The following is a 22,908-nucleotide window of genomic DNA, read 5'->3' as shown; positions in this document are numbered from 1 at the left end:
GTGTCCTTTCTATGAGTTGGGGAGGAACTGATAGGCCAAGTAGGTCAGGGTGGTCGCCGTGAGCACCAGCGAGGTGACGAACAGGCCCGCCAGCAGCCGCCGTCCGTGTCCGACCGGTGGGGTCACCTTCGTCATGCCGGGCTGTACCTCTTCTTCTGCGGTTCGGTACCAGGTGTGCCGGTGAGTGCGGCGGTCCGTAGCCCCGAGGTCGCGAGCAGCCACAACACCGGCTCGGCGGCGCGGCGTTGCTCGCTCTCCAGCGGTCCGGTGCCGGTGGCGGCGTGGGCGCTCACCGCCCAGTAGCGGGCCTCCTTGAAGTCGTGCCCGAGCGCCCGGACGAGTCCGCCGAGACCGATCTCCGTCAGCCAGGAATCGACGCGCGCCCCCGGCTTCGGCAGCGTGGCCAACTGGTCCAGGACATCCCGCTTGGTGACGACGGTGGCCACCGACAGCCGCCCGCGCCGACGGCCGGTCAGCGCGTTCAGTTCACCGGTGAGCCGCTGGTACGTCTCCCACGGGCCCTGCGTGGACGGGCGGGCCGCGCCGACCCGTTCGGCGTCCTCGGTGGCGAGCAGCCGTCCGCGCACCTTGAGGTCGGCCAGCACGTCGGCGACCAGGACGACGCCGTGCGTGTGCTCCAAGTACTTCTGGGCGCGCACCCGTTCGGCATCGCTCACCGACTCGCCCATCGGGTCGTAGAGATAGAGCAGCCGGCGACGTCGGCCGCGGGTCACCGTCAGCATCAGGGCGCGCGGCTGGCCACCGGTGGTGGCGTGGGCCCAACCGGTGCTGTTCAGCTCCTGGTTGAGGTCGTTGAACGTCCGCCGGTCGTCGGCGGAGGCGTAGTCGACGCTCAGGTCGCCGTGCCGGGCCCAGGCGTGCAGGCCCTCGACCATGGCCGCCATCAGCATCGTCTTGCCGGAGGACGTGCCGCCCACGAGCGGGGCGTGCACGACACGGGTGGTGCCGACGATCCCGGGCAGCACCCGGTCGCAGTACGGACAGAGCGCGGTGAGCCTGCCGCGCCCCGCGAGCCGGGTGGTGGGCAGCCGGAGCCCGCACACACAGCCGTGCCCCAGCACGCCGTACCGTCCGGGCCGTAGCGACGTGTGGGGCTTCGCGCAGCCGGAGCAGCGGTGCACGGCCAGCGGGACCGGGCGATAGCAGCCCGGATAGGGGCACTTGACGCGGATGCCGCGGGTCAGCGCCCAGCCGCGTTCCACCCCGCGCAGCACCGGGACCGCCGTCGCGCAGCCCAGCCACACCAGGCCGACCAGCAGCCCGAAGTACAGCAGGGACACACCGAGGAGGACGGTGGAGAGCACCGCGCCGAGCACCGCGCCCACGAAGGTGCCGGGCGCCACGAGGACGATGTACCCGAAGCGGTTGATCGGCGCCCGGCCACGACGGCCCGACGGGTGCCGGCCGAGGAACAGGTTCCGTACGGTCCGGCGCAGCCACACATCGCGGAAGGTCGTCCACACGACCCGCATCCCGTAGGTGCCGGCCGTCCCCGCGTCCACCCACAACTGCCGCCAGTAGTAGCCGAGATGGGCGGGCTCGGCGCCCGCGGCGACGAGCGGGACGCGCTGGTCGGGGCGGCCCGGCTGCCGGGGGCCCAGGCCCTGCCACACGGCCCGGGTGCCGATCCACAGGAACACCCACAGCGCCCGGCCCAGGCACAGCCCGACCGCGACGAGCCCGGTCCAGACGGCCGGGATCAGCAGGGGTGAGGCGGCGCTCATCGGCGGCCTCCGTCGGTCGGTGGTTGCACGTCCCCTGGCCACACCTCGGTCTGGTCGGGGCGCCGTCCCCGTCCGGACAGCCGTCCCGCGAGACGCCCCAGCGCGCCGGGGCGGTTCCAGGCGCGGTACGCGTCGAGCGTGCCCCGGCCGGTCCGGCCGAGCACCGCCTCGACCTCGGTCTGGTCCTCGGCGGGCAGCGCCCGCACGACCGGCCGCAGCACCTTGGAGAGCAGGGCGGTCCGGGTCTCGTCCCAGGTCGGATGGGTTCCCGCGAACGCGCTCCAGTCGCAGAACCGGGCGGCGACATACGCCGGCGAGGTCCGCAGCCGGTCGCCCACGCGGTCCGAACGGCCCGCCTTCTCGTACGTCTCCAGCAGTCGCGTTTCACCCGAACGGGCGAGCGCGTACAGCTCGTTGGTCGGCACCTGTCCTTCGAGGAGCCGCCACGCGAGGACCTGGAAGGCACGGTCGACGACCGGGTCCGGCACCGGCTCGGCGGCTCCGTTCCTCAGATTCAGCACTCGGGTGACCCACTCGTCGCTCTCCCCCTCGGTGCCCAACAGTCCGGCCAGCTCCAGCAGAAGCAGGGCCGCGCGCTGTCCGGGCAGCAGCTCCGTGCTGAAGCAGCGCAGCAGGTCCTCCGCGAGCGCCGGTACGTCACGGTCGTCCGGGGGCGCGGTGAGGGCGGCCTCGATCAACAGGTCCCGGGTGCCGGCCGCGCGATGGGTGTCGGAGCCCAGCTCGTTCAGCAGCAGGCTCGCCTCCAGGCCCGTCGGCAGCTCGCCGGGCCAGGTGAGGCCGAGGGCGGTGCGCAGCACGGCGGGGTCGGCCAGCGGCGAGACACCTGCCGTCCGCAGCACCTCACGGAACCGCGCGAGCCGGTCGCGTCCCCCGACGGGCGTCACGCACATGCGCAGATGCGGGAAACCGGGCTGGAGGTTCACGGGCAGTCCGGAGCCCGTCAACGCCCGCGCCACGGCGGCCGGTTCGGCCGCGGCCAGCGCGTTGAGCGACCCGAACAGCGCCACCCGCAACCCGGGATGGGCATGCACCGCGTCGAGCAGCGCGGGCGGGCAGCCCACGGGGGGACGGGCGTCGTTCTCCGGGGGACCGGCGGGCCCGGGCTGTCCGGGTGCCTGCGGGGTGCGGGCCGGCGGGGCGGGCCGCCAGGGATCAGCGGGGCCCGGCTGCCCGGGCGTGCGCGGGGCGTGCGCAGGTGGCGGTGGGGCATGCGGCGCGTCCGCGCCCGTGCGGGGCCACTGGTCCGGGTTCGGCTGTCCCGGCGGCCGGAGGTCCCGTGACCGGCTCCGGTCGCCCTCCGGACCGGGCTCGGGAGTCCGCTCGCTCACCAACTCCCTCGCCAATCGCCCGGCCAGCTGCGGGAGTTGGTCCTGGCAGTCGATGCCGAGGAGGTCCGCGACCCGCAGCAGTGCGAGCGGTCGTCCTGCGGGCGGCTCCGCGGGGTCGGCGAGTCCGGCCCGCAGGGCGGGCGTCAGATCGCGGGCCAGCTCGTCATGGGCCCGGGGGGTCAGGGACCCGGCCCGCAGCGCGGGCACCGGTCCCTTGCCGAGCACCGCCGACGCCAGCACCCGGGCGGCCAGCGGCGCCGACACGACGGCCGGCACCTGCCCGTCCAGCCGGGCCAACAGGGCGGCCAGCGCGGCTTGTTCGTCGTCCACCGCGGCAGGGGACGACGGTGCTGCCTGCCCGTGGTCCGCCAGGCCGGGGGCGGACGGTGTTTCCTGTCGGTGGCCTGCCGGGTCACGGGAGTCCGCCCATCCCGAACTCGCCGGGGGCTCCTCGCACAGCCCCGCGACCAGTGCCGTGAGCACCTCGTCGGACAGGGCGCCCGCCTGTTCGGTCGCCCAACGGGCCGCCGCCGTACGGCCGTCCGGGCGCAGGGCGATGCCCACCATCAGCGCCGTCGCCGCCAACTGGCCCAGGTCGTCCGGGGTGTTGTGGAACAGGTCGGGGCGGCCCGCGCGCCAGATGCGGGCGCACACCTCGGCCCAGGTGTCGGTGACCGGCCCGGATGGCTGCTGCCCGGTGCAGTCGTGGACCCGGTAGCGGTGGTCGTGGGCGACCGACTCCGAGGACGGCAGCGAGCCGACGAGCTGCTGGCGGGCCTGCTGGGGGCGGCGGGTGTACGTCGTGAAGGTGAGCCGGTGCGCCTGTTCGCGGGGCAGCACCGCGCAGGCGAGCGCGATCCACTGGGCCACATCGGCGCTGTCGTGCTCCACGACCACGATCTGCCCGGCACCCGGATCGGCGGCCACCGCCCGCAGATCCGCGAAGAACGGCGCGAGCCACCCGGCCCGGGACACCGCGAACGCGACCAGCGCGTCCTTGCGGAGCAGCCCGGACGGCTCGATGCGGTCCACCGGCTGTGGCCGACCGCCCGGGGGCGTCGTGTCCGCCCAGCGCGGCGACTCCCAGGCGGTGATGGGCAGCACCCCGTCCGGCAGCCGGGTACCGGCCGGCAGATGCACTGCGTGCGCGTGGAAGTTGCCCCAGCGTCCGCTGTAGTCGGCGCCGATATACACCGAGCGGCTCAACAGCCGCCCACCGTCGGAGAGTTCACTGAAGCTGAAGGCCTTCGGGAACCCTTTGAGCTGTTCGGCGTCCGGCCGGGCCGGGCAGTCGCGCGGCGGCTCGTACCCGATGAGCTGCTCGGCCTCCCGCAACAGCCCCTGCGGAACTCCCGCGCTGACCGCGGTGAAACGGAAGCCGGAGCCGTCGGGGCCGGGCGGCGCCGAGGTGTAGTGCAGTTGGGCCAGGGTCACTTGAGTCGTCCCTTCCCGGCGGTACGGACCGGCAGCACCCCGCGCAGCGCCAGCAGCCACAGCAGCGGATCCTCCACCCGCACCGGCTGCGGCCCCGACTTCGGTACGTCCGCGGGCGCGTCGGCGGGCGGCGGCGCACCCAGCGCCGAGAGCCCGAACATCGACAACCGGTCGAAGTCCAGCTCCAGTTGACGCATCAGCGCCCCCGAGTCCCAGTCCGCCATCAGCGAGCGGATCTCCTCGTGCACGGTGAGCCGGTCGTCCTCGTCGTAGGTGCCCTCCGGATGGTGGGCGTTGCGCAGCACCGGCGAATGCGGGTCCAGCAGCGGCTTCAGCATGTCCGCCTTCGTCACCGCCACCGCGATCGGCGTGCTCACCCGCCCCCGTGAACCACCCTTGCCGTGAGCGCGCAACTGGGCGGCCAGATCGGCGGCGATCTGCTGCGGCGGGGTCTCCACCGTGGGCAGCGGCGGACCGTCCTGGAGCGGCAACCGGTCGCGCACGGAGCCCAGTTGCAGGGGGTCCACCAGCAGGATGATGCCGTCGGCCGCGCTCAGATAGCGCGTGTACCGGTCCATCGCCTCGGCTCCCGCGAGGTCCTCGCCGGCCGCGTCGAAGAAGACCAGCGTGGTGTGGCGGGTGCCGTTGCCGAATCTTCCGTGCCGGGGCACACTCAGCCGATACAGCAGCGGGTCGTTGAAGCCGAGCGCCGCCGGACGGGTCGCGTCCGGCAGCCGAAGCCGCTCGTACAGATCCTCCGCCATCTCCCGGTCCCGCTGCTGGGTGGACTGCCCCATCGCCGCCAGCGAGGCGTGATAGGCCTGCCCGACCCGCTGGTTCAACTCGTTGACCAGCACGGACACATACGTGCTCTTGCCGGAGGCCTTCGCGCCGACCAGCGCGATGATGCGGCTGTCCTGGTCGCAGTAGTCGCTGGGCAGGTCGCTGTGGCAGGACGAGCACACCCGGACGGTCGTGGTCACGCCGCAGGCCGGGCAGGGCACGCTGCTGCCGGAGCCGGAGCGCAGCCCGGACGCCAGCGCGGTCATCCCGCGCGCCGGGGCGAACACCGGCCCCCGCAGCAGGGCCGCCGGATTCACGCCGGGACCCACGAACCCGGCCCAGACGTCGTCCCGTTCGGGCCCGCAGGGCATGCCCCCGCGCACGCCGCTCGGGGTCATCAGACACCGGTAGGGCAGTTTGGCCGCCGAGGCGCGGGCGAAGCAGTAGGGGCAGATGACGGTCGTCATGGCTCAGCGCACCACCAGGGTCGCGGGGGACGGTTCTTCGAGTCGTACGGATGCCGCGTGCTCGCCCAGCAGAAAGCCGCGCAAGGTGTACGGCGCCGGGCAGGGCGCGGCCGGCAACTCCTGCTCCACCGTGCCGAGTCGGAGCAGATCGGTGCCGGGGATGCGCACCAGGGTGGTGCCGTCGGCCGCGCTGCGCGGCCGGAGGGTGCCACTGCGTGCGACGCACACGAACTCGGGGGCGTCGCCCGGATCGCCGCCCGCCGGCACGGACAGGGTGACCCGCAGCAGGGGACGCCCCCTGCCGAGCAACCGGCGCGGCGCGCGCACCAGTTGATACCCGATGGCCGCGTCGGGCGGCAACAGCACCTCGGCCGCGTCCGGTACGACCACGGTGGCACCCGGGACCTGAGGCGCGGCGGTGACCCGCACGCGCACGGCCCCCGGCCCCACGGGCAGCCGCAGTCCACCCCGCCGGTAGGCGTGCGCGGTGACACTGCGCTCACCGGCGTCCCAACTCACCCTGAGGTGAGGGGTGTCACCGGGCCAGTCCAAGGAGACCTCCGCCTCACCGCCCGGCAGCCGCCGCGCGGTGAGCCCGGTCACCGGCCGCAGCACCTCGACATCCACCGTGGGACCGGCCAGCGCCCGCTCCCCGAGGACGGCGACGGCGGCGACCCGGACCCGCAGACCGGGCGGCGGACACAGCGCGCCGTCCCGCTCGGGCCAGCCGAGCCCGGTCGGCAGGTCCCGTGTGTGCAGTTCGGCGCCGGGTGAGGGGACCTCGCCGGGCCACTCCACCAGCCGCATCTCCCCTTTCTCCACGCCCGTCCAGGCGAACCGGACGGCGTCGCCCTCGGGCCGGGCGGTGAGGGCGCGGACGGGGGACGGCCAGGGGTGGACGGTGCGGGTGGCGCGGACGCCGGCGGAGGTGACGGGCTGTCCGCCGGGGGAGCGGTAGTGGCAGACGACGCGGACGGAGTGGCGGCCGGGTGGGATGCCTGTGGCGGTGAACCCCTCGGCCCGGAGAATGAGTTGGCCGTCCCCGGCGTCCGGCCCGGTGCGCTCGACCGTCACGTCCGTGGCGCCCGGCGGACGCTTCCAGGTGCCCTCGATCCGCTCCGGCCCGTCCGTCAGGGAGAGGGCCTCCACCTCCGGGGTGACCAGGAGCCGATGAGAGACGAGGGGCGGACCGTCCACGAGTCCCTCGCGCAGCGGAAGAGCGGCATAGCGCACGGCGCTCCCGAGCGCCAACGCCTCGTCGCGCGCGGCCACTGCACGGACCGTGGGCGTACCCCGCTCGTCGCGGTACAGACACAGCAGCCGCCAGCCGCCGTCCGTGCCCGACTCGTCCCATGTCAACCGCACATGGTCCAGGCCGAGTTCGGCATCCAGGGCGGCCGGCTCACCGGTCCGCGGCCGATGCGCCCGCACCAGGCCGCGCAACGCCCGCCGGTCGTCGGCGACTTCACGCAGCGCGCGCAGATACTCCGCGCCGGCGGTCTCCGTGTCCCGCTCCCGCTCGGCCCGCCGCGCCGCGAGCAGCGCCCCGTCGACCACCGCGAACCGCAGGTCCAGTTCGGTCCGCAGCGACCGCAGCGCCGGGTCGTCGGTGCCGTTCGGCAGCCGTTCCAGCAGGGTGCGGACCCGGTGCAGCCGGTGCTGCTCCCAGGCCCCGGCGAGGGACTCGGCGGCCTGCCGTTCCCGCTTGTCCAGCAGGGGGCGCAGCCGGGCCGCCGCCACGAGCCCGCCGACCTCGTCGGCGTGCACACCCAACTGGGCCGCGGCGTCGGGACGTTCCTTCACCGGCCGGTCCTGGAGCAGCCCGATCAGTTGATAGAGCACGACCCTGCGCACGGCCTGCGGATCATGCCGCTGCGCCTCGGCCAGCAGCCGGGCGAGCTTGGCGGTCGGGGTCGCGGCACGGGCGAGATCCTCCAGGAACGCGACGTCCACGCGTCGGCGCCCGCGTCCGCCCGACGGCACGTACACCCCGTCGAGCACACTCAGCCCACCGGCGCCGGGCGGCAGCAGCACCTCGCCCAAGTGCCGTAAGCCGAGCGCGTGTTGGGCGGACAGGAGCTCGCCGTAGGACGCCACGAGAGGACTCAGCGGCAGCCCGGACAATGCCCGGGGCAGCCCCAAGTGATGCCCGAAGTTCCGACCCTTCACGTGCGCTGCTCCCCCGCTTGCTCCGCGAGGAACCATCCCAGCAGATCCGCGGCCCCAGGGGGACCCCTTTTCGTGAATCCGGGCAGGTCGGACCTGTGACGCGCTATGCGGCCACGGCGGTGAGGAGCGGGCCCGCGCGTGGTCTCAGGCGATGCGCGAAAGCGCTGTACGAGGTATGGCGGCGTCGACCCGCTTCAGCACGAGGGCGGCGACTTCCGGGGCGGCGCCCAGGACATTCCCCAGGACGTCTGCCTCGGCTGCTCCGCGCGCGATGCGATCAGGCAGGAAGCCGGGAGCCAGAACGTACTGCGCCACCGCGACCTTGGAGCAGCCCAGCGCCCGGAGTTCACGGACCGCGTCCTCGGTGCGGGGGAGCGCCGCCGAGGCGAACGCGGGCCGTACGGCACGCCAGCCGGTGTGCCGCCACTCCCGCGCGAGGCCGTCGATCACCGCGATCGCCTCCGGGTCGGTGGACCCCGCCGAGGCCAGCACGATCCCGGTCGTGGACTTGTCGGAGGGCGTCAACCCGGCTTCGTAGAGCCGCCGTTCGAGGGCACGCAACAACAGGGGAGAGGGGCCCAGCACCTCCGCCTGCCTGATCCGCAGCCTCGGCGGCGCGTCCCGCAGGACCGCGGGGATGTCCGCCTTCGCGTGGAACGCGCGGGTCAGGAGCAGCGGGAGCGCCACGACGTCCTGGACACCCTCCGCCGCGAGGGACTCCAACACGCCCTGTACGGATGGGATGTTGAAGTCCAGGAAGCCGGTCTCCACGCGAAGCCCCGGCCGCAGCGACCGTACCCGGCGGACGAGGGCATGGACGGTCGCCGCGTGCCGCGGGTCGCGGCTGCCGTGGGCGATGACGAGGAGGACCGGCTTGCTGTCGTACATGGGACTCAGCTCTTCACCAGGAGACCGCGGCTGCGCAGGACCCACCGCTCCAGCGGGCTGAAGATCAGCAGGTCGATGGCGATACCGACGAACAGGATCAGGACGATGGCCTCGAAGACCATCGCCATGTCGCTGTTGGTACGGCCGTTCTCCAGCAACTGGCCGAGCCCCACGCCCAGATCGGGGAACTGGGCGATGATCTCGGCCGCCATCAGCGAGCGCCAGGAGAACGCCCAGCCCTGCTTCAGGCCCGCCACATAGCCGGGGAGTGCCGCCGGGAGTGTGACGTGCCAGATGCCCTTGACACCGGTCGCGCCCATCGTGCGGCCCGCCCGCAGGAACAGCGGCGGCACCTGGTCGACGCCGGACACCAGGCCGTTGGCGATCGAGGGGACCGCGCCGAGCAGGATCACCGCGTACATCATCGAGTTGTTCAGACCCAGCCAGATCACGGCCGGCGGCACCCACGCCACCGACGGCAGCGACTGGAGGCCGGACAGGATCGGGCCGATCGCCGCGCGCACGAACTTCACCCGCGCCACCAGCAGCCCCAGCGGGGTGCCGATCAGCAGCGCGAAGAAGAAGCCCAGCAGACCGCGGGAGACGCTGGTCCAGATATAGCCGAGCAGATCGCCCGCCAGCCAGGCGTTCTTGAACTCGGTGCCCACGGCGCCCGGCGAGGGCAGCTTGCTCGGGTCGTCGACGATCGGGGTCAGGATCAGCCAGACCACCAGGACCACCGCGAGGGCGACGATCGGCGGGAAGATCTTGTTGACGAATGTCTGCCGGAAGGTCGTACGGCCCGTGACCGTGGTCTCCAGAGCGTCAAGACCGGCCTCGACGCTCCCGCCGTCCTTGACCGTCGTCGTCTCAGTGCTGGCCATGACGGCGGATCTCCCCACGCAGTACATCGGTGATCTCAAGGGACAGTTCGGCCACGGGCGCGTCCTCGATGCGGCGCGGCTGCGGGATGTCGACCGTCCACTCACGGGCGATCCGGCCGGGCCGCGAGGACAGCAGGATCACCCGCTGCGCGAGGCGTACGGCCTCGCGCACATTGTGCGTGACGAACAGGACGGACAGGCCCGTCTCGCCCCAGATACGGGTGAGTTCGTCGTGCAGGACGTCCCGCGTGATGGCGTCCAGCGCCGCGAACGGCTCGTCCATCAGCAGGATGCGGCTCTCCTGGGCGAGCGCGCGGGCCATGGCGACGCGCTGGCGCATACCGCCCGACAGCTCGTGCACCCGCTTGCCGTACGCGCCCGGCAGCCGGACCAGGTCGAGCAGCTCCTCGGTCCTGCCGCGCCGCTCCTCCTTCGGAACTCCCCTGAGCTTCAGGGCGAGTTCGATGTTCTTGCCCGCGGTGAGCCAGGGGAACAGGGCGTGCTCCTGGAACATCAGCGCGGGGCGGCCGTCCGTCGTGATGGACCCGGTGGTGGGCTTGTCGAGGCCCGCCACCAGGTTCAGCAGCGTGGACTTGCCGCAGCCCGAGGCCCCCAGGAGGGTGACGAACTCGCCGGGCGCGACATCGATGGTGATGTCGTCCAGGACGAGCTGCTGCCCGCCCGGTGTCGCGAAGGACTTCGAGACATGCTCAAGGCGTGCCGCGTGCTCGACCGACGCGGTCGTTTCCTGGGCGAGGGTCGTGGCCATGGTCGTCACCTCCTGGGAAGTCATCGGGATTCCTCGGTCAGCTCGTGCCGAGGCCGGCGGCGTCGACGGTGCTCTCACCGTCGGCCTTGAGGACCTTGTTCAGGATCGTCAGGTCGTAGATCCCGTTCAGGTCGGGCTTCTTCAGCAGGCCCGCCTTGACCGCGTGCTCCGCCTCGGTGTTGAGGGTGGAGGCCAGCGGGTCGTTGGTGAACTGGATCGAACTCCACGCCGGGTCGAGGACGTTGGCCTTCAGCGCCTTGCCGGAGTCGGCCTCCAGCTGCTTGTTCGCCGCGGCCTTCGCCGCCGTCGGGTTGGCGTTGATCCACTTGTTGGCCGCGACCGAGCCCTTCAGGACCGCCTCGACGACCTTCGGGTGCGCCTTGAGGAACTTCTGCGACACGATGATGTTCGTGATCACGAACTTCTTGTCGGGCCACAGCGACGCCTCGTCGAGGATCGTCTTGCCGCCCTCGGCGACCAGCTTCGACGCGGTCGGCTCCGGCACCCAGGCGCCGTCGATCGAACCGGCCTTGAAGGCGTCCGGGGTGATCTTGTTGTCGGTACGGACGACGGTGACGTCACCCTTGCCGCTCTGCGCGTCGACCTTCCAGCCCTGGTCCGCGATCCAGTTGAGGAATGCCACGTCCTGCGTGTTGCCCAGCTGAGGCGTCGCGATCTTCTTGCCCTTGACGTCCTTCAGGGACTTGATCTTCTTCGGGTTGACGACCAGCTTGACGCCGCCCGACGCCGAACCGCCGATGATCTTCAGGCTCTTGCCGTCGGACTTGGTGTAGCCGTTGATCGCGGGGGAGGGGCCGATCCAACCGATGTCGATGGAGCCCGAGTTGAGCGCCTCGATCTCGGAGGGACCCGCGTTGAAGGTCGCGTAGTCCGCCTTGGTGGCGCCCAACTCCTTCTGGAACAGGCCCTGTTCACGGCCGACCAGTGCGGTCGCGTGGGTCAGGTTGCCGAAGTAGCCGATCTTCACGGAGTCGAGACCCTCGATCTTCGAGGACCCGGCGGCCACCTTCTCCTTGGAGTTGGTGCTCTTGGAGTCCGACCCGTAACCGCAGGCGGCGAGGGTGAGCAGAGGGAGCGCGGCGACCACGGCTATGCCGCGGCGCAGGAATGTCGAGCGGTTGGCAGGCACGGGAGGTGTTCCTCTCGTTGGCCCGGCGGTCACGGTCTCAGGTCGTGGCCGGGAGGTCGGCAGGTCTTCGTTTTCGTCGCGTCCGGGACGTCGGGTGGGGGGACTGGGCGCGCAAGCGGTGCGCGTACGTCAGCGCGCACATCGCGCCACCCCGCCCTGCCCGCTGCCGAGGGCGCCGCTGCCGACGCGGCCGCCCTCCTTCGCGAACGTGGAGTAGAAGTCGGTGGACGTCATGTCAGAAGTCCCAACCGTCGTCGTCCGTACCGTCCTTGACCGGCTCCGGCGCCGCGAACGACTCGCCGACCATGCCGGCGGTGAGCGTCGTGCCGTCGGCCGGGTCGATCAGGATGAAGGAGCCCGTGCGGCGCGAGTCCGCGTACGAGTCGACCGGCAGCGGCTCCGCGGTGCGGATCTTCACCCGGCCGATGTCGTTGGCGATGAGCTGTCCCGGATGCGGGTGCAGGGACAGGTCGTCGAGGGTGAGCCGGGACGGGATGTCCTTGACGATCGCCTTGACCGTGCGGGTGCCGTGCTTGAGGAGCACCCGGTGGCCGACGGTGAGCGGCGCGTCGGCGACGTGGCAGACGGTCGCCTCGATGTCCTGCGTGGTCGCCGGGGCGTCCTTGCTGGGCACGATGAGATCGCCGCGCGAGATGTCGATGTCGTCCTCGAGCAGGAGGGTCACCGACTGCGTGGTCCACGCGGCCCGCACCGGCTTGCCGAGCAGGTCGATGCCGGAGATCTTGGTGGCCCGCCCGGACGGCAGCACCGTCACGGACTCACCGACACGGAACGTACCGGCGGCGATCTGACCCGCGTACCCGCGATAGTCCGGGTGCTCCGCGTTCTGCGGCCGGATCACGTACTGCACGGGCAGCCGCGCGTGGCAGTGGCTCAGGTCGTGCGCGACCGGCACCGACTCCAGGTGCTCCAGGAAGGTCGGCCCGCCGTACCAGTCCATGTTCGCGGACGGCTCCACGACGTTGTCGCCGGCCAGCGCCGAGATCGGGATCGCGGTGATCTCCGGGACGCCCAACTCGCTTGCGTACGCCGTGAATTCCTCGGCGATCGCGGCGAACACGGTCTCCTTGTACTCGACCAGGTCCATCTTGTTGACCGCGAGGACGACGTGCGGGACGCGCAGCAGGGCCGCGATCGCCGCGTGCCGCCGGGTCTGCTCGACGACACCGTTGCGCGCGTCGACCAGGACCACCGTCAGCTCGGCCGTGGAGGCACCCGTCACCATGTTGCGGGTGTACTGCACGTGACCGGGCGTGTCCGCGAGGATGAACCGGCGCCGGGGCGTGGCGAAGTAGCGGTAGGCGACGTCGATGGTGATGCCCTGCTCGCGTTCGGCGCGCAGGCCGTCGGTGAGGAGGGCGAGGTCGGGTGCGTCCTGGCCGCGGTCGGCCGACACCCGCCGCACGGCCTCCAGTTGATCGGTGAGGACCGACTTGGAGTCGTGCAGCAGCCGTCCCACGAGGGTGGACTTGCCGTCGTCGACGGAGCCCGCCGTGGCGAACCGCAGCAGCGTGGTGGCCGAGAGCTCCTCGGTCGTGATGGTGCTCATGGTTAGAAGTACCCCTCGCGCTTGCGGTCTTCCATCGCGGCCTCGGACAGCTTGTCGTCGGCGCGCGTCGCGCCCCGCTCGGTCAGCCGGGAGGCGGCGATCTCGGTGATGACCTGCTCCAGCGTCACCGCGTCCGAGTCGACGGCGCCGGTGCACGACATGTCACCGACGGTCCGGTATCGCACGAGCCGCTTCTCGACCGTCTCGGTCTCCTTCGGCCCGCCCCAGTCACCTGCGGTCAGCCACATCCCGGCGCGGCTGAACACCTCACGCTCGTGCGCAAAGTAGATCTGCGGCAGCTCGATGCCTTCGCGGGCGATGTACTGCCAGACGTCCAGTTCGGTCCAGTTGGAGAGCGGGAAGACGCGGACGTGTTCGCCAGGTGCGTGGCGTCCGTTGTAGAGGTTCCACAGTTCGGGGCGCTGTCGGCGCGGGTCCCACTGCGAGAACTCGTCGCGGAGGCTGAACACCCGTTCCTTGGCGCGTGCCTTCTCCTCGTCCCTACGACCGCCGCCGAACACGGCGTCGAACTTCTCGCTCTGGATCTTCTCGGTGAGCGGGAGCGTCTGGAGGGGGTTGCGGGTCCCGTCGGGGCGTTCACGCAGCACACCGCGGTCGATGTAGTCCTGTACGGAGGCCACATGGAGCCGCAGTCCATGTGCGGCGACCACACGGTCCCGGTACTCAAGGACCTCGGGGAAGTTGTGTCCGGTGTCCACATGAAGCAGCGAGAACGGCACCGGCGCCGGCGCGAACGCCTTCAGCGCGAGGTGCAGCATCACGATCGAGTCCTTGCCGCCGGAGAAGAGGATCACCGGCCGCTCGAACTCACCCGCCACCTCACGGAAGATGTGCACCGCCTCCGACTCCAGCGCGTCCAGGTGCGAGAGGGCGTACGGCGTGTCCGTACCCTCGTCGGCCGTGGCAACGGTCGTCGTCATGCCAGTCCCCTCTCGGTGAGCAGCGCGTGGACGGCCGCCGCCGACTCCTGCACGGTCTGGTGCTGCGACTCGATCCGCAGGTCCGGCGACTCGGGCTCCTCGTAGGGGTCGTCGACCCCGGTGAGTCCGGTCAGTTCGCCGGCGGCCTGCTTGGCGTAGAGACCCTTCACATCGCGTACGGAGCACACGTCGACCGGGGTCGCCACATGCACCTCGACGTAGGCGGTGCCGCTCTCCTGGTGCCGCTTGCGGACGGCCTCACGGCTGTCGGTGTACGGCGCGATGACCGGGGCGAGCGCCAACACACCGTTGCGGGCGAGCAGTTCGGCCAGGAAGCCGATGCGCTGCACGTTGGTGTGCCGGTCCTCGCGGGTGAAGCCGAGGCCCGCCGAGATGAACTCGCGGATCTCGTCGCCGTCGAGCACCTCGACGAGGCGGCCCTCCTCGCGCAGCCGGCCCGCCAGCTCGTACGCGATGGTGGTCTTGCCGGCGCTCGGCAGACCCGTGAGCCAGACGGTGGCTCCGGTCGTCACGTGCAACTCCTTGTCGGTGGTGGTCATTCGTGCAGCCCGCACTCGGTCTTCCCGCGCCCCGCCCAGCGGCCGGCGCGCGCGTCCTCGCCCTCCAGCACCCGGCGGGTGCAGGGCGCGCAGCCGACGGACGCGTAGCCGTCCATCAGCAACGGGTTGGTGAGGACGCCGTGTTCGGCGACGTAGGCGTCCACGTCGTCCTGGGTCCAGCGCGCGATGGGGGAGACCTTGACCTTCTGCCGCTTCTCGTCCCAGCCGACGACCGGGGTGTTGGCCCGGGTCGGGGACTCGTCGCGGCGCAGTCCGGTCGCCCAGGCCGCGTACTTGGTCAGGCCCTGCTCAAGCGGCTGGACCTTGCGGAGCTTGCAGCACAGGTCCGGGTCGCGGTCGTGGAGCCGGGGGCCGTACTCGGCGTCCTGCTCGGCGACGGTCTGGCGCGGGGTGAGCGTGATGACGTTGACGTCCATCACGGCCTCGACCGCGTCGCGGGTGCCGATGGTCTCCGGGAAGTGGTAGCCGGTGTCGAGGAACACCACGTCGACGCCGGGCATCGCGCGGGAGGCGAGGTGGGCGACCACCGCGTCCTCCATCGAGGAGGTCACACAGAACTGCTTGCCGAAGGTCGCGACCGCCCACTGGAGGATCTCCAGCGCGGAGGCGTCCTCCAGGTCGCGGCCCGCCTGCTCGGCCAGGGCTTTCACGTCGTCGGTGGGGCGCACCTTCTGAGTCGCCGTCATATCTCGTCTCCCCCTGCGTCGGTCTGCCGAAGGCCCCGGGCGAGGAGCCCGAGGAACTTCAGCTGAAAGGCCCGATTGCATGCCGCGCATTCCCATGCGCCATGGCCCTGCTCGCTGGGACGCAGGTCCTCGTCACCGCAGTAGGGGCAGTAGAAGGGGGCGGCCCGCTCGCTCATGGCCCCTCCTTTCGCTGTCGTTCGCTGCCGCTCACGACAGTGCCTCCTCGGAGGCGCGGGTGGCCCAGGCGGCGAACCGTTCGCCGTCCTCGCGCTCCTCCTGGAACCGGGTGAGGACCCGCTCGACGTAGTCGGGCAGTTCCTCCGAAGTGACCTTCAGACCACGGACCTTGCGGCCGAAGCCGGCCTCCAGACCGAGGGCGCCGCCGAGGTGCACCTGGAAGCCCTCGACCTGCTCGCCCTGGTCGTTGAGGACCAACTGCCCCTTGAGGCCGATGTCCGCGACCTGGATACGGGCGCAGGCGTTAGGGCAGCCGTTGATGTTGATGGTGATCGGCTCGTCGAACTCCGGGATGCGGCGCTCCAGTTCGTCGATGAGCGTGATGCCGCGCTGCTTGGTCTCGACGATGGCGAGCTTGCAGTACTCGATGCCGGTGCAGGCCATCGTGCCGCGCCGGAAGGGGGAGGGCCTGGCGGTGAGGCCGAGCGCTTCGAGGCCCTCGACCAGCGACTCGATCCGGCTCTCCTCGACATCGAGCACGATCATCTTCTGCTCGACGGTGGTGCGGAGCCGGCCGGAGCCGTGCGCCTGCGCCAGGTCGGCGATCTTCGTAAGCGTGGTGCCGTCGACGCGGCCGACGCGCGGGGCGAAACCGACGTAGAACAGGCCGTCCTGCTGGCGGTGGACGCCGACGTGGTCGCGCCAGCGCTGGACCGGCTGCGCCGGTGCGGGGCCGTCGACGAGCTTGCGCTTCAGGTACTCGTCCTCCAGGACCTGCCGGAACTTCTCCTGGCCCCAGTCGGCGACGAGGAACTTCAGGCGGGCGCGGGTGCGCAGCCGCCGGTAGCCGTAGTCGCGGAAGATGCCGATCACGCCGGCCCACACGTCCGGGACCTCGTCCAGCGGGACCCAGGCGCCGAGCCGGACGCCGATCTTCGGGTTGGTGGACAGGCCGCCGCCGACCCACAGGTCGAAACCGGGGCCGTGCTCGGGGTGGTTCACGCCGACGAACGCGATGTCGTTGATCTCGTGCGCGACGTCCAGGAGCGGGGAGCCGGAGATCGCCGTCTTGAACTTGCGCGGGAGGTTGGAGAACTCCTTGTTGCCGATGTACAGGCGGTGGATCTCGTCGATCGCGGAGCTGCCGTCGATGATCTCGTCCTCGGCGATGCCGGCGACCGGGGAGCCGAGGATGGTGCGGGGCGTGTCACCGCAGGCCTCGGTGGTGGAGAGACCGACCGCCTCCAGGCGGTTCCAGATCTCGGGCACGTCCTCGATGCGGATCCAGTGGTACTGCACGTTCTGCCGGTCGGTGAGGTCGGCCGTGCCGCGCGCGAACTCCTGCGAGATCTCGCCGATCACCCGGAGCTGCTCCGTGGTCAGCCGGCCGCCGTCGATGCGGACGCGCAGCATGAAGTACTTGTCGTCCAGCTCCTCCGGCTCCAGGATCGCGGTCTTGCCGCCGTCGATCCCGGGCTTGCGCTGGGTGTACAGCCCCCACCAGCGCATCCGGCCGCGCAGGTCGTTCGGGTCGATCGAGTCGAAACCGCGCTTGGAGTAGATCGTCTCAATGCGTGTCCGCACATTGAGACCGTCGTCGTCCTTCTTGAACTGCTCGTTGCCGTTGAGCGGGGTGAAGTGTCCGGCTGCCCACTGTCCCTCGCCGCGGTGACGGCTCACCTTGCGGCGGGGCGCTGCGGCGGCAGGGTTCTCAGGGGTGGCGGCCATGGTTCTACGTCCTCCGGGACAGGCGGGTGATCGGCTCTGACCTGCGCGTACGGGCGCATGTGGGCATACGTGCGCATCATTGCGCAAGGCGGGGCAGATACGGGGGAATCCGGCGGTGCTGCGGCTCGGGCTAGCCCGCCGGACAGATGGCGCTGGACATGCGGCCGAGGTCGACGTGCCGCCGACTCACCAAGGCAATTCCAGTTCCGGACATGACGGAAGCGTGTCACGGCGTTCTGGACACAGTCCAGCTTCGTCCGTCATGCGGACACCCTGGTCCCGCTATGTGAGACAAGGGTGTCCTCGGTCACAAGCCGCGCACGCCGTCTTGTCGGCGCAGGTCAGACAGGGTAGGCCCCCGGCCAGGGGCCCGGCGTCGGCGCCGGCCGCACCTCCTCGACCTCTGTGTCGAAGAGCCTGAAGCCGCGCCGCTGGTAGTTGTCCATCGCGTGCACCCCGTCCAGGCTGCACGTATGCAGCCAGACCCGCTTGGTGGGGGACAGGCCGGGCCAGCGGTCGGCGAGGTCCCAGGCGCGGGCGGCGCCGTAGGAGAGGAGGTGACCGCCGAGGCGGCGGCCGCGGAAGGCGGGGATCAGACCGAAGTAGACGATCTCGACGACGCCGTCGTCCTGCGGCTCCAGTTCCACGTACCCGGCGGGCGTGCCCCGGTCGTACACGACCCAGGTCTCCACGCCCGGCCGGTCCAGGTACTCCTGCCACTGCGCGAACGTCCAGTGCAGCCGGTCGATCCAGAGGATGTCCCCGCCCACGGACGCGTACAGATAGCGGCTGAACTCGGGGGAGGGCACCTCGGAGCGGACGATCGAGACGTCCCCGTCCGGCGCGATGGCCGGGAGGAGGTCGCTCGGGTCGGTCTGCTCCAGGGACCAGGTGGTCACGGGCATGTTCGTCATGACCGTCAGGGAATCATCCTGCCGAGGGATCTGTCGATCAGGTGATCATCCGAGCGAGCTGTCGATCGAGGTCAACGGCAGGGCGAACAGCATCCGCCCGGCCACCGACCAGACGTCGCCGGTCTCCCGCCAGTAGGAGAGGGAGTCGGTCTGCGCGCTCCAGCACCGGTGCGTGTCGTCGGCCCCGCACTCGGTGGCCTTCGCGTCGCTGGTGTCCTGGCGCCACAGCGAACCGCGCGCGTCGTCCTTGCCGGGCGCGCCGCCCACGTACCAGGCGGACCCGTTCGCGAGTACGCCCCCTGTACCACCGGCCTTCGTCGCGTACGCCTCCTCGGGCACCGCGCGCCCCGCCGAGTCGGTGGCGAGCAGCCCCGGCCGCGCCGGGTCCTGGCTGAAGGGATAGCGCCACAGCCGCTTCGCGCCGCTCGCGACCAGACTGTCGGGAACGCTGCCACGGTCCAGGGAGAGACCCACCGGCCGCACGGCCGCCGTGCCGCCGCTCAGCCGGTACGACCCGACGGCGGGCAGCACATACCGGTACCCGGCGGCCGACCAGCCCTCGCGCACCCGGCCGACCGCGCCGGCCGTCACCGTGGTCCGCTGGATGCGGTTCATGTCGTACACGTACAGCGCGTCGCGTCTCCCGCCGCTGGTGGTGACCAGGAGTTTGTCCTGATACCAGACCATGCCGGAGATCGTGGAGACGAGCGCGTGATAGTCCCGTCCGCCGTCGGTCGGTACGGCGAGCAGGGCCCAGGTGTAGGTGAGGCGGGCGGGGTCGGCGGCGTTCACGAAGGCGACCCGGGCCAGGCCGCGGGTATTCGCGGTCCAGCCGGAGAGGATCACCCGGTTCGAGCCCCACCAGCCGTCCTCGTCGGCGTCGCCCGAGGTGGTCACCGAGCGGGGTGTCCAGGCCGGGTCGGCCGCATCGCCGCTGTCCCAGCAGTACGCGTGCGTGGCCGCCGGTTCGACGGGCAGCGCCGACTTCTCCCCGGTCGTGCAGTCCGCGGCGTCGCGCATGGTGTGGTCGGCGCTCTTCAGGACGGCGTCGACACCGACCGGCCGGCCCATCGCCAAAGCGAGCCGGTCCAGGGACCGCTGTGGCTCCAGACGCTCCCTCAGCTGCAACGCGCCCAGGTCGGAGGCCGAGGTGAGGGGCTTGAGCGCCCCGGGATCGGAACCGACCGTGGCCTGCGAGGCGCTGATCATCGTCGCGGCCGCGGTGAGGCCGAGCGCGGCCCCGGCCAGCACGGCGCGCAGCGCCCTGCCCCGCTTGCGCCGGCGGTGTCGCCCACGTGCACTCATAGTGTCCTCCCGAGGCGAGCCAACTGCGCCTGGTGATCCGTGCGTTGACCAGGGAGCAGGTGGGGTGGCCCGTAGAGGGATGCTACGGCAGTCATGGCCCCCGCATGGGTAAGACCCTGCAAATATGCGGAAGATGCCGCCGGACGCGCCTTTTGCGCCACCTGTCCGCGGCAGCACCCCGACCCGCGTTCCCCGCTCCGCTACGGCGCGTGGGCCGACGTCCGCCCCCTGGCCACCCCGGGTGCCGTCGAGTGCGGCAGCAGCCTGCGCGGGTCGTCCGGCAGCACCACCTCCACCTCGGCGTCCTCCCGGAAACGGTACGGCCGGTGCTCCAGGACCGCCCCGAGATAGCGCCGGACCCGCGACAGCTCGGCACGCACCGTCACCGTGCGGCCCGGGTCGCCGAACATGTCCTCGGCGAGGTCCGCGGCGCTGCGGCCGGTGCGGTGCAGGGCCAGGAGGTAGAGCAACTCGGCGTGCCGCGGGCTCAGTTCATGGGTCCAGGAACCCGCGCTGCCGGACACCGTCACCGACCAGCGGCGCGGCAGCGCCAGGTCGAGCACGATCCGGACGGCGCCCCCGGGCACCGGTTCGTCGGCGACGCGGACCAACCAGCCCCCGGCCAGCGGCTCCAGCGAGCACAGCCCGAGCGAGGGCACCCAACGGCGGCCCTCCGAAGGCGCCTTGGGCAGCGCGATCCGCTTCACATAGGGCATGCCGGTGACCGCGGCGGTCCAGCCGTCCCGGTCCACCACCAGGGCCTGTCCGCCGATCCGGGGCAGGACCGGCGCCGCCACCGCGCGCAGCCGCTCCAGCGAGGTCATGTGCAGTTCCCGCAGCCGGGCCTCGGCGAGCTTGGCCACCGAGTCGACCCAGGCGAGGGTCGCCGGATGCATGGTCTCCAGCGGGCCGCTGACATCGACGACGCCGATCAGCCGGCCGTCCCTGGGGTCCGTGATCGGCGCGCCCGCGCAGGTGAACGCGGCCAGCGCGTGCGAGAGATGCTCACCGGCGAAGATCTGCACCGGCCGTCGTACGACCGCCGGGGTGCCCAGGCCGTTGGTGCCGACGACCTCCTCGCGCCAGTCCGTGCCGACCTCGATGCCCACCTCGTCGGCCTTGCGCAGCACGGCGGGACTGCCCTCCCGCCACAGCGCGCGGCCCTCGTCGTCGGCGACCAGCACGATGTGGTGGGCGGCGTCCGCGACCGACACCAGCCCCTCGCGCAGCACCGGCAGGACGTGCCGCAACGGGCTTGCGCCGCGCCGCCGTTCCACCTCCTCCAGGGAGAGCAGCCCGGTGCGCAGATCGTGGTCGGGGCGGGTTCCGCCGCGCAGCGCGCGCTCCCAGGACGCCTCGATCAACGGGCGCGGCGGGGTGCGGGCGCGCTGTCCGGAGAGCGTGGTGTGCCGGGCGTCGCTGAGCATCCGGGCCGTCCGAGCCGCGTCGACAGTGGTGCGCCACGTCCGGCCGACCGCCGGGTTCGCCATGGGTCTCTCTCTCCGGTCCCGTATCGACTGTTGTTCTCATAGTGCCGCTCCACGGTGACGGAGGGAGACAGTCCGCACACAGAAGGGGCCAAGTTGCAACCCTCTGCAACCCTGGTGAAGGGCCGGACGGTGTCTGAAACTTGTCCCACGCTGCGAGGGTGGTGCCGTGTCGGCGCAGCACCACCCTCGCGTTGTGCCGGTGTGTCTCAGACCGTCGGCCGGGCCCGCTCGGCGATCGACGTGAGGTCCAGGCTCGGCGGCAGGGTGCCGAACGCGGTACCCCAGTCGCCGCCCAGCCGGGACGCGCAGAAGGCGTCGGCGACCTCGGGCGGCGCGTACTGGACGAGCAGCGCCCCCTGGAGGACGAGCGCCATCCGCTCGACCAGGCGCCGGGCGCGGCCCTCGATGCCCTCCAGGTCGGCGAATTCGGCGAGCAGGTTCTTCATGGCGCCGTCGAGCCGGTGATCGGCGCCGCGCACCCGGCCGACCTCGATCAGGAAGGCGTTCAGCGCCTGCGGTTCGCGCCGCAACGCCCTCAGTACGTCGAGGGCCTGGATATTCCCCGCGCCCTCCCAGATCGAGTTGAGCGGTGACTCCCGTACCAGGCGCGGCAGTCCGGACTCCTCCACATAGCCGTTGCCGCCCAGGCACTCGGCCGCCTCGACCGTGACCGGTGAACAGCGTTTCGTCACCCAGTACTTGGCGGCCGGGACGGCCAACCGCAGGAACGCCGCCTCCTGTTCGCCACCGTCGTCGTAGGCCGCCGCGAGCCGCAGTCCGAGGGCGGTGGCCGCCTCCGACTCCAGGGCGAGGTCGGCCAGGACGTTGCGCATCAGCGGCTTGTCCATGAGCGTGGAGCCGAACGCCTCGCGGTGGGCGGCGTGGTGGACCGCCTGCGCGACGGCCTGCCGCATCAGCCCGGCCGAACCGAGCACACAGTCGAGCCGGGTCGCCGCGACCATCCCGATGATGGTCCGCACCCCGGCCCCCTCGTCGCCGACCCGGCGCGCCCAGGTGCCGTCGAACTCGACTTCGGCGGAGGCGTTCGACCGGTTGCCCAGCTTGTCCTTGAGACGCTGGAGGAGGAACACGTTGCGGGTGCCGTCGGCCAGCACCCGGGGGACGAGGAAGCAGGTGAGCCCGCCCGGTGCCCGCGCGAGCACGAGGAAACCGTCGGACATGGGAGCCGAGCAGAACCACTTGTGGCCGGTCAGCTCGTACGTCCCGTCCTCGGCGAGCGGGTGTGCCTCCGTGGTGTTGGCGCGGACGTCGCTGCCGCCCTGCTTCTCCGTCATGCCCATCCCGAAGACCGCACCGGCCTTGAGGTGGGCGGGCCGCAGTTCACGGTCGTAGACCGTCGAGGTCAGCCGTGGCTCCCACTCGGCGGCGAGCGCCGGGTCGGCGCGCAGGGCGGGCACCGCCGCGTGCGTCATCGACAGGGGGCAGCAGTTGCCCGCCTCGACCTGGGTCCACACCAGGAACCCGGCGGCCCTGCGGACATGTCCTGCCGGGCGGCCCCAGGCGGCGGTCAGCCCGGCCGACACGCCCTTGCCGAGCAGCCGGTGCCAGGCCGGATGGAACTCGACCTCGTCGGTGCGGTGGCCGTAGCGGTCGTGGGTGCGCAGGACCGGGGGGTTCTCGTTGGCCTGCGCGCCCCACTCCTGGAGCTGGGCCGAACCGGCGGCGCGGCCCAGCGCGGAGAGCTCGTCCCGGACCTCGTCGAGCAGTCCGGGCGGGGTGTGCCGTTCGACCGCCTCGGTGAGGACACGGTCGGCGGTGAAGACGTCGTAGCCGACCAGTGGGGGAGTCTGGTTCGTCACGGTGTGGGTGGTGCGTGCCATGGCTGGAACCTACCCGGGGGACGGCGGTGGTCTGGAT

Annotated in this window: 20 protein-coding genes; all 20 read right to left on the bottom strand. The window is 71.8% G+C overall.

The window, feature by feature from the left end; all coding sequences use genetic code 11:
- Positions 1-9 precede the first annotated feature (9 nt).
- A complete protein-coding gene (locus ACIRB1_RS05600) occupies positions 10-135 on the bottom strand; it encodes a hypothetical protein (RefSeq protein ID WP_403464652.1) in 126 nt (41 codons plus the stop codon).
- On the bottom strand, positions 132-1,745 hold the full coding sequence (locus tag ACIRB1_RS05595) for a hypothetical protein (protein WP_352177776.1): 1,614 nt from the start codon (positions 1,743-1,745) through the stop codon (positions 132-134). Before ACIRB1_RS05595 ends, ACIRB1_RS05600 begins: the two co-directional genes overlap by 4 nt.
- Positions 1,742-4,528 (bottom strand): GTPase-associated protein 1-related protein, encoded by a 2,787-nt coding sequence (locus ACIRB1_RS05590; protein WP_403464651.1) that lies wholly within the window; start codon positions 4,526-4,528, stop codon positions 1,742-1,744. The genes ACIRB1_RS05595 and ACIRB1_RS05590 overlap by 4 nt, the downstream gene beginning before the upstream one ends.
- Positions 4,525-5,778 carry a hypothetical protein gene (locus ACIRB1_RS05585; protein ID WP_403464650.1) on the bottom strand — a complete coding sequence of 418 codons (1,254 nt, stop codon included), beginning with the start codon at positions 5,776-5,778 and terminating at the stop codon, positions 4,525-4,527. Before ACIRB1_RS05585 ends, ACIRB1_RS05590 begins: the two co-directional genes overlap by 4 nt.
- Before the next feature lie 3 nt (positions 5,779-5,781).
- Positions 5,782-7,947: a hypothetical protein gene (locus ACIRB1_RS05580; protein ID WP_403464649.1), complete on the bottom strand. Its 2,166-nt coding sequence runs from the start codon at positions 7,945-7,947 to the stop codon at positions 5,782-5,784.
- A gap of 144 nt (positions 7,948-8,091) precedes the next feature.
- Positions 8,092-8,835 (bottom strand): sirohydrochlorin chelatase, encoded by a 744-nt coding sequence (locus ACIRB1_RS05575; protein WP_403464648.1) that lies wholly within the window; start codon positions 8,833-8,835, stop codon positions 8,092-8,094.
- Between the two features lie 5 nt (positions 8,836-8,840).
- The gene (locus ACIRB1_RS05570; protein WP_352177771.1) at positions 8,841-9,719 is read right to left on the bottom strand and encodes an ABC transporter permease; all 879 of its coding nucleotides are present in this window, start codon (positions 9,717-9,719) and stop codon (positions 8,841-8,843) included.
- Positions 9,706-10,488 carry an ABC transporter ATP-binding protein gene (locus ACIRB1_RS05565; protein ID WP_403464910.1) on the bottom strand — a complete coding sequence of 261 codons (783 nt, stop codon included), beginning with the start codon at positions 10,486-10,488 and terminating at the stop codon, positions 9,706-9,708. The genes ACIRB1_RS05570 and ACIRB1_RS05565 overlap by 14 nt, the downstream gene beginning before the upstream one ends.
- A gap of 37 nt (positions 10,489-10,525) precedes the next feature.
- Positions 10,526-11,638: an aliphatic sulfonate ABC transporter substrate-binding protein gene (locus ACIRB1_RS05560; protein WP_352177770.1), complete on the bottom strand. Its 1,113-nt coding sequence runs from the start codon at positions 11,636-11,638 to the stop codon at positions 10,526-10,528.
- Between the two features lie 235 nt (positions 11,639-11,873).
- Positions 11,874-13,208 (bottom strand): sulfate adenylyltransferase subunit 1, encoded by a 1,335-nt coding sequence (locus ACIRB1_RS05555; RefSeq protein ID WP_403464647.1) that lies wholly within the window; start codon positions 13,206-13,208, stop codon positions 11,874-11,876.
- Between the two features lie 2 nt (positions 13,209-13,210).
- Positions 13,211-14,149 carry a sulfate adenylyltransferase subunit CysD gene (gene cysD / locus ACIRB1_RS05550; RefSeq protein ID WP_403464646.1) on the bottom strand — a complete coding sequence of 313 codons (939 nt, stop codon included), beginning with the start codon at positions 14,147-14,149 and terminating at the stop codon, positions 13,211-13,213.
- Entirely contained in the window at positions 14,146-14,682 is a 537-nt protein-coding gene (gene cysC, locus ACIRB1_RS05545) for an adenylyl-sulfate kinase (protein ID WP_403464909.1), read from the bottom strand. The genes cysD and cysC overlap by 4 nt, the downstream gene beginning before the upstream one ends.
- Before the next feature lie 23 nt (positions 14,683-14,705).
- Entirely contained in the window at positions 14,706-15,416 is a 711-nt protein-coding gene (locus tag ACIRB1_RS05540) for a phosphoadenylyl-sulfate reductase (protein ID WP_352177766.1), read from the bottom strand.
- Entirely contained in the window at positions 15,413-15,592 is a 180-nt protein-coding gene (locus ACIRB1_RS05535; RefSeq protein ID WP_033281522.1) for a hypothetical protein, read from the bottom strand. Before ACIRB1_RS05535 ends, ACIRB1_RS05540 begins: the two co-directional genes overlap by 4 nt.
- 31 nt (positions 15,593-15,623) lie before the next feature.
- Positions 15,624-17,321 (bottom strand): nitrite/sulfite reductase, encoded by a 1,698-nt coding sequence (locus tag ACIRB1_RS05530; RefSeq protein WP_352177765.1) that lies wholly within the window; start codon positions 17,319-17,321, stop codon positions 15,624-15,626.
- Positions 17,322-17,451: 130 nt separating this feature from the next.
- Positions 17,452-17,535: a putative leader peptide gene (locus tag ACIRB1_RS05525; RefSeq protein ID WP_309500612.1), complete on the bottom strand. Its 84-nt coding sequence runs from the start codon at positions 17,533-17,535 to the stop codon at positions 17,452-17,454.
- Positions 17,536-17,662: 127 nt separating this feature from the next.
- The gene (locus ACIRB1_RS05520) at positions 17,663-18,235 is read right to left on the bottom strand and encodes a GNAT family N-acetyltransferase (protein WP_403464645.1); all 573 of its coding nucleotides are present in this window, start codon (positions 18,233-18,235) and stop codon (positions 17,663-17,665) included.
- A gap of 45 nt (positions 18,236-18,280) precedes the next feature.
- Positions 18,281-19,540, bottom strand: coding sequence for a hypothetical protein (locus tag ACIRB1_RS05515; protein WP_403464644.1), 1,260 nt, complete (start codon positions 19,538-19,540; stop codon positions 18,281-18,283).
- A gap of 200 nt (positions 19,541-19,740) precedes the next feature.
- Positions 19,741-21,030 carry a GAF domain-containing protein gene (locus ACIRB1_RS05510; RefSeq protein WP_352177761.1) on the bottom strand — a complete coding sequence of 430 codons (1,290 nt, stop codon included), beginning with the start codon at positions 21,028-21,030 and terminating at the stop codon, positions 19,741-19,743.
- Between the two features lie 206 nt (positions 21,031-21,236).
- Entirely contained in the window at positions 21,237-22,871 is a 1,635-nt protein-coding gene (locus ACIRB1_RS05505; protein WP_403464643.1) for an acyl-CoA dehydrogenase family protein, read from the bottom strand.
- Positions 22,872-22,908: the final 37 nt, after the last annotated feature.

The sequence above is a fragment of the Streptomyces sp. NPDC096013 genome, from assembly GCF_044763565.1.
Taxonomy (GTDB): domain Bacteria; phylum Actinomycetota; class Actinomycetes; order Streptomycetales; family Streptomycetaceae; genus Streptomyces.
The sequence above is the reverse complement of the archived record's forward strand: the minus strand, read 5'-3'. Positions and strand labels throughout refer to the sequence as shown.

What these genes read in the sequence shown, in the direction of transcription:
- ACIRB1_RS05600 (WP_403464652.1), bottom strand. Translation starts at nt 135, where the DNA reads ATGACGAAGGTGACCCCACCGGTCGGACACGGACGGCGGCTGCTGGCG.
- ACIRB1_RS05595 (WP_352177776.1), bottom strand. Translation starts at nt 1,745, where the DNA reads ATGAGCGCCGCCTCACCCCTGCTGATCCCGGCCGTCTGGACCGGGCTC.
- ACIRB1_RS05585 (WP_403464650.1), bottom strand. Translation starts at nt 5,778, where the DNA reads ATGACGACCGTCATCTGCCCCTACTGCTTCGCCCGCGCCTCGGCGGCC.
- ACIRB1_RS05575 (WP_403464648.1), bottom strand. Translation starts at nt 8,835, where the DNA reads ATGTACGACAGCAAGCCGGTCCTCCTCGTCATCGCCCACGGCAGCCGC.
- ACIRB1_RS05570 (WP_352177771.1), bottom strand. Translation starts at nt 9,719, where the DNA reads ATGGCCAGCACTGAGACGACGACGGTCAAGGACGGCGGGAGCGTCGAG.
- ACIRB1_RS05565 (WP_403464910.1), bottom strand. Translation starts at nt 10,488, where the DNA reads ATGGCCACGACCCTCGCCCAGGAAACGACCGCGTCGGTCGAGCACGCG.
- ACIRB1_RS05555 (WP_403464647.1), bottom strand. Translation starts at nt 13,208, where the DNA reads ATGAGCACCATCACGACCGAGGAGCTCTCGGCCACCACGCTGCTGCGG.
- cysD (WP_403464646.1), bottom strand. Translation starts at nt 14,149, where the DNA reads ATGACGACGACCGTTGCCACGGCCGACGAGGGTACGGACACGCCGTAC.
- ACIRB1_RS05540 (WP_352177766.1), bottom strand. Translation starts at nt 15,416, where the DNA reads ATGACGGCGACTCAGAAGGTGCGCCCCACCGACGACGTGAAAGCCCTG.
- ACIRB1_RS05535 (WP_033281522.1), bottom strand. Translation starts at nt 15,592, where the DNA reads ATGAGCGAGCGGGCCGCCCCCTTCTACTGCCCCTACTGCGGTGACGAG.
- ACIRB1_RS05530 (WP_352177765.1), bottom strand. Translation starts at nt 17,321, where the DNA reads ATGGCCGCCACCCCTGAGAACCCTGCCGCCGCAGCGCCCCGCCGCAAG.
- ACIRB1_RS05525 (WP_309500612.1), bottom strand. Translation starts at nt 17,535, where the DNA reads ATGTCCGGAACTGGAATTGCCTTGGTGAGTCGGCGGCACGTCGACCTC.
- ACIRB1_RS05520 (WP_403464645.1), bottom strand. Translation starts at nt 18,235, where the DNA reads ATGACGAACATGCCCGTGACCACCTGGTCCCTGGAGCAGACCGACCCG.
- ACIRB1_RS05515 (WP_403464644.1), bottom strand. Translation starts at nt 19,540, where the DNA reads ATGAGTGCACGTGGGCGACACCGCCGGCGCAAGCGGGGCAGGGCGCTG.
- ACIRB1_RS05510 (WP_352177761.1), bottom strand. Translation starts at nt 21,030, where the DNA reads ATGGCGAACCCGGCGGTCGGCCGGACGTGGCGCACCACTGTCGACGCG.
- ACIRB1_RS05505 (WP_403464643.1), bottom strand. Translation starts at nt 22,871, where the DNA reads ATGGCACGCACCACCCACACCGTGACGAACCAGACTCCCCCACTGGTC.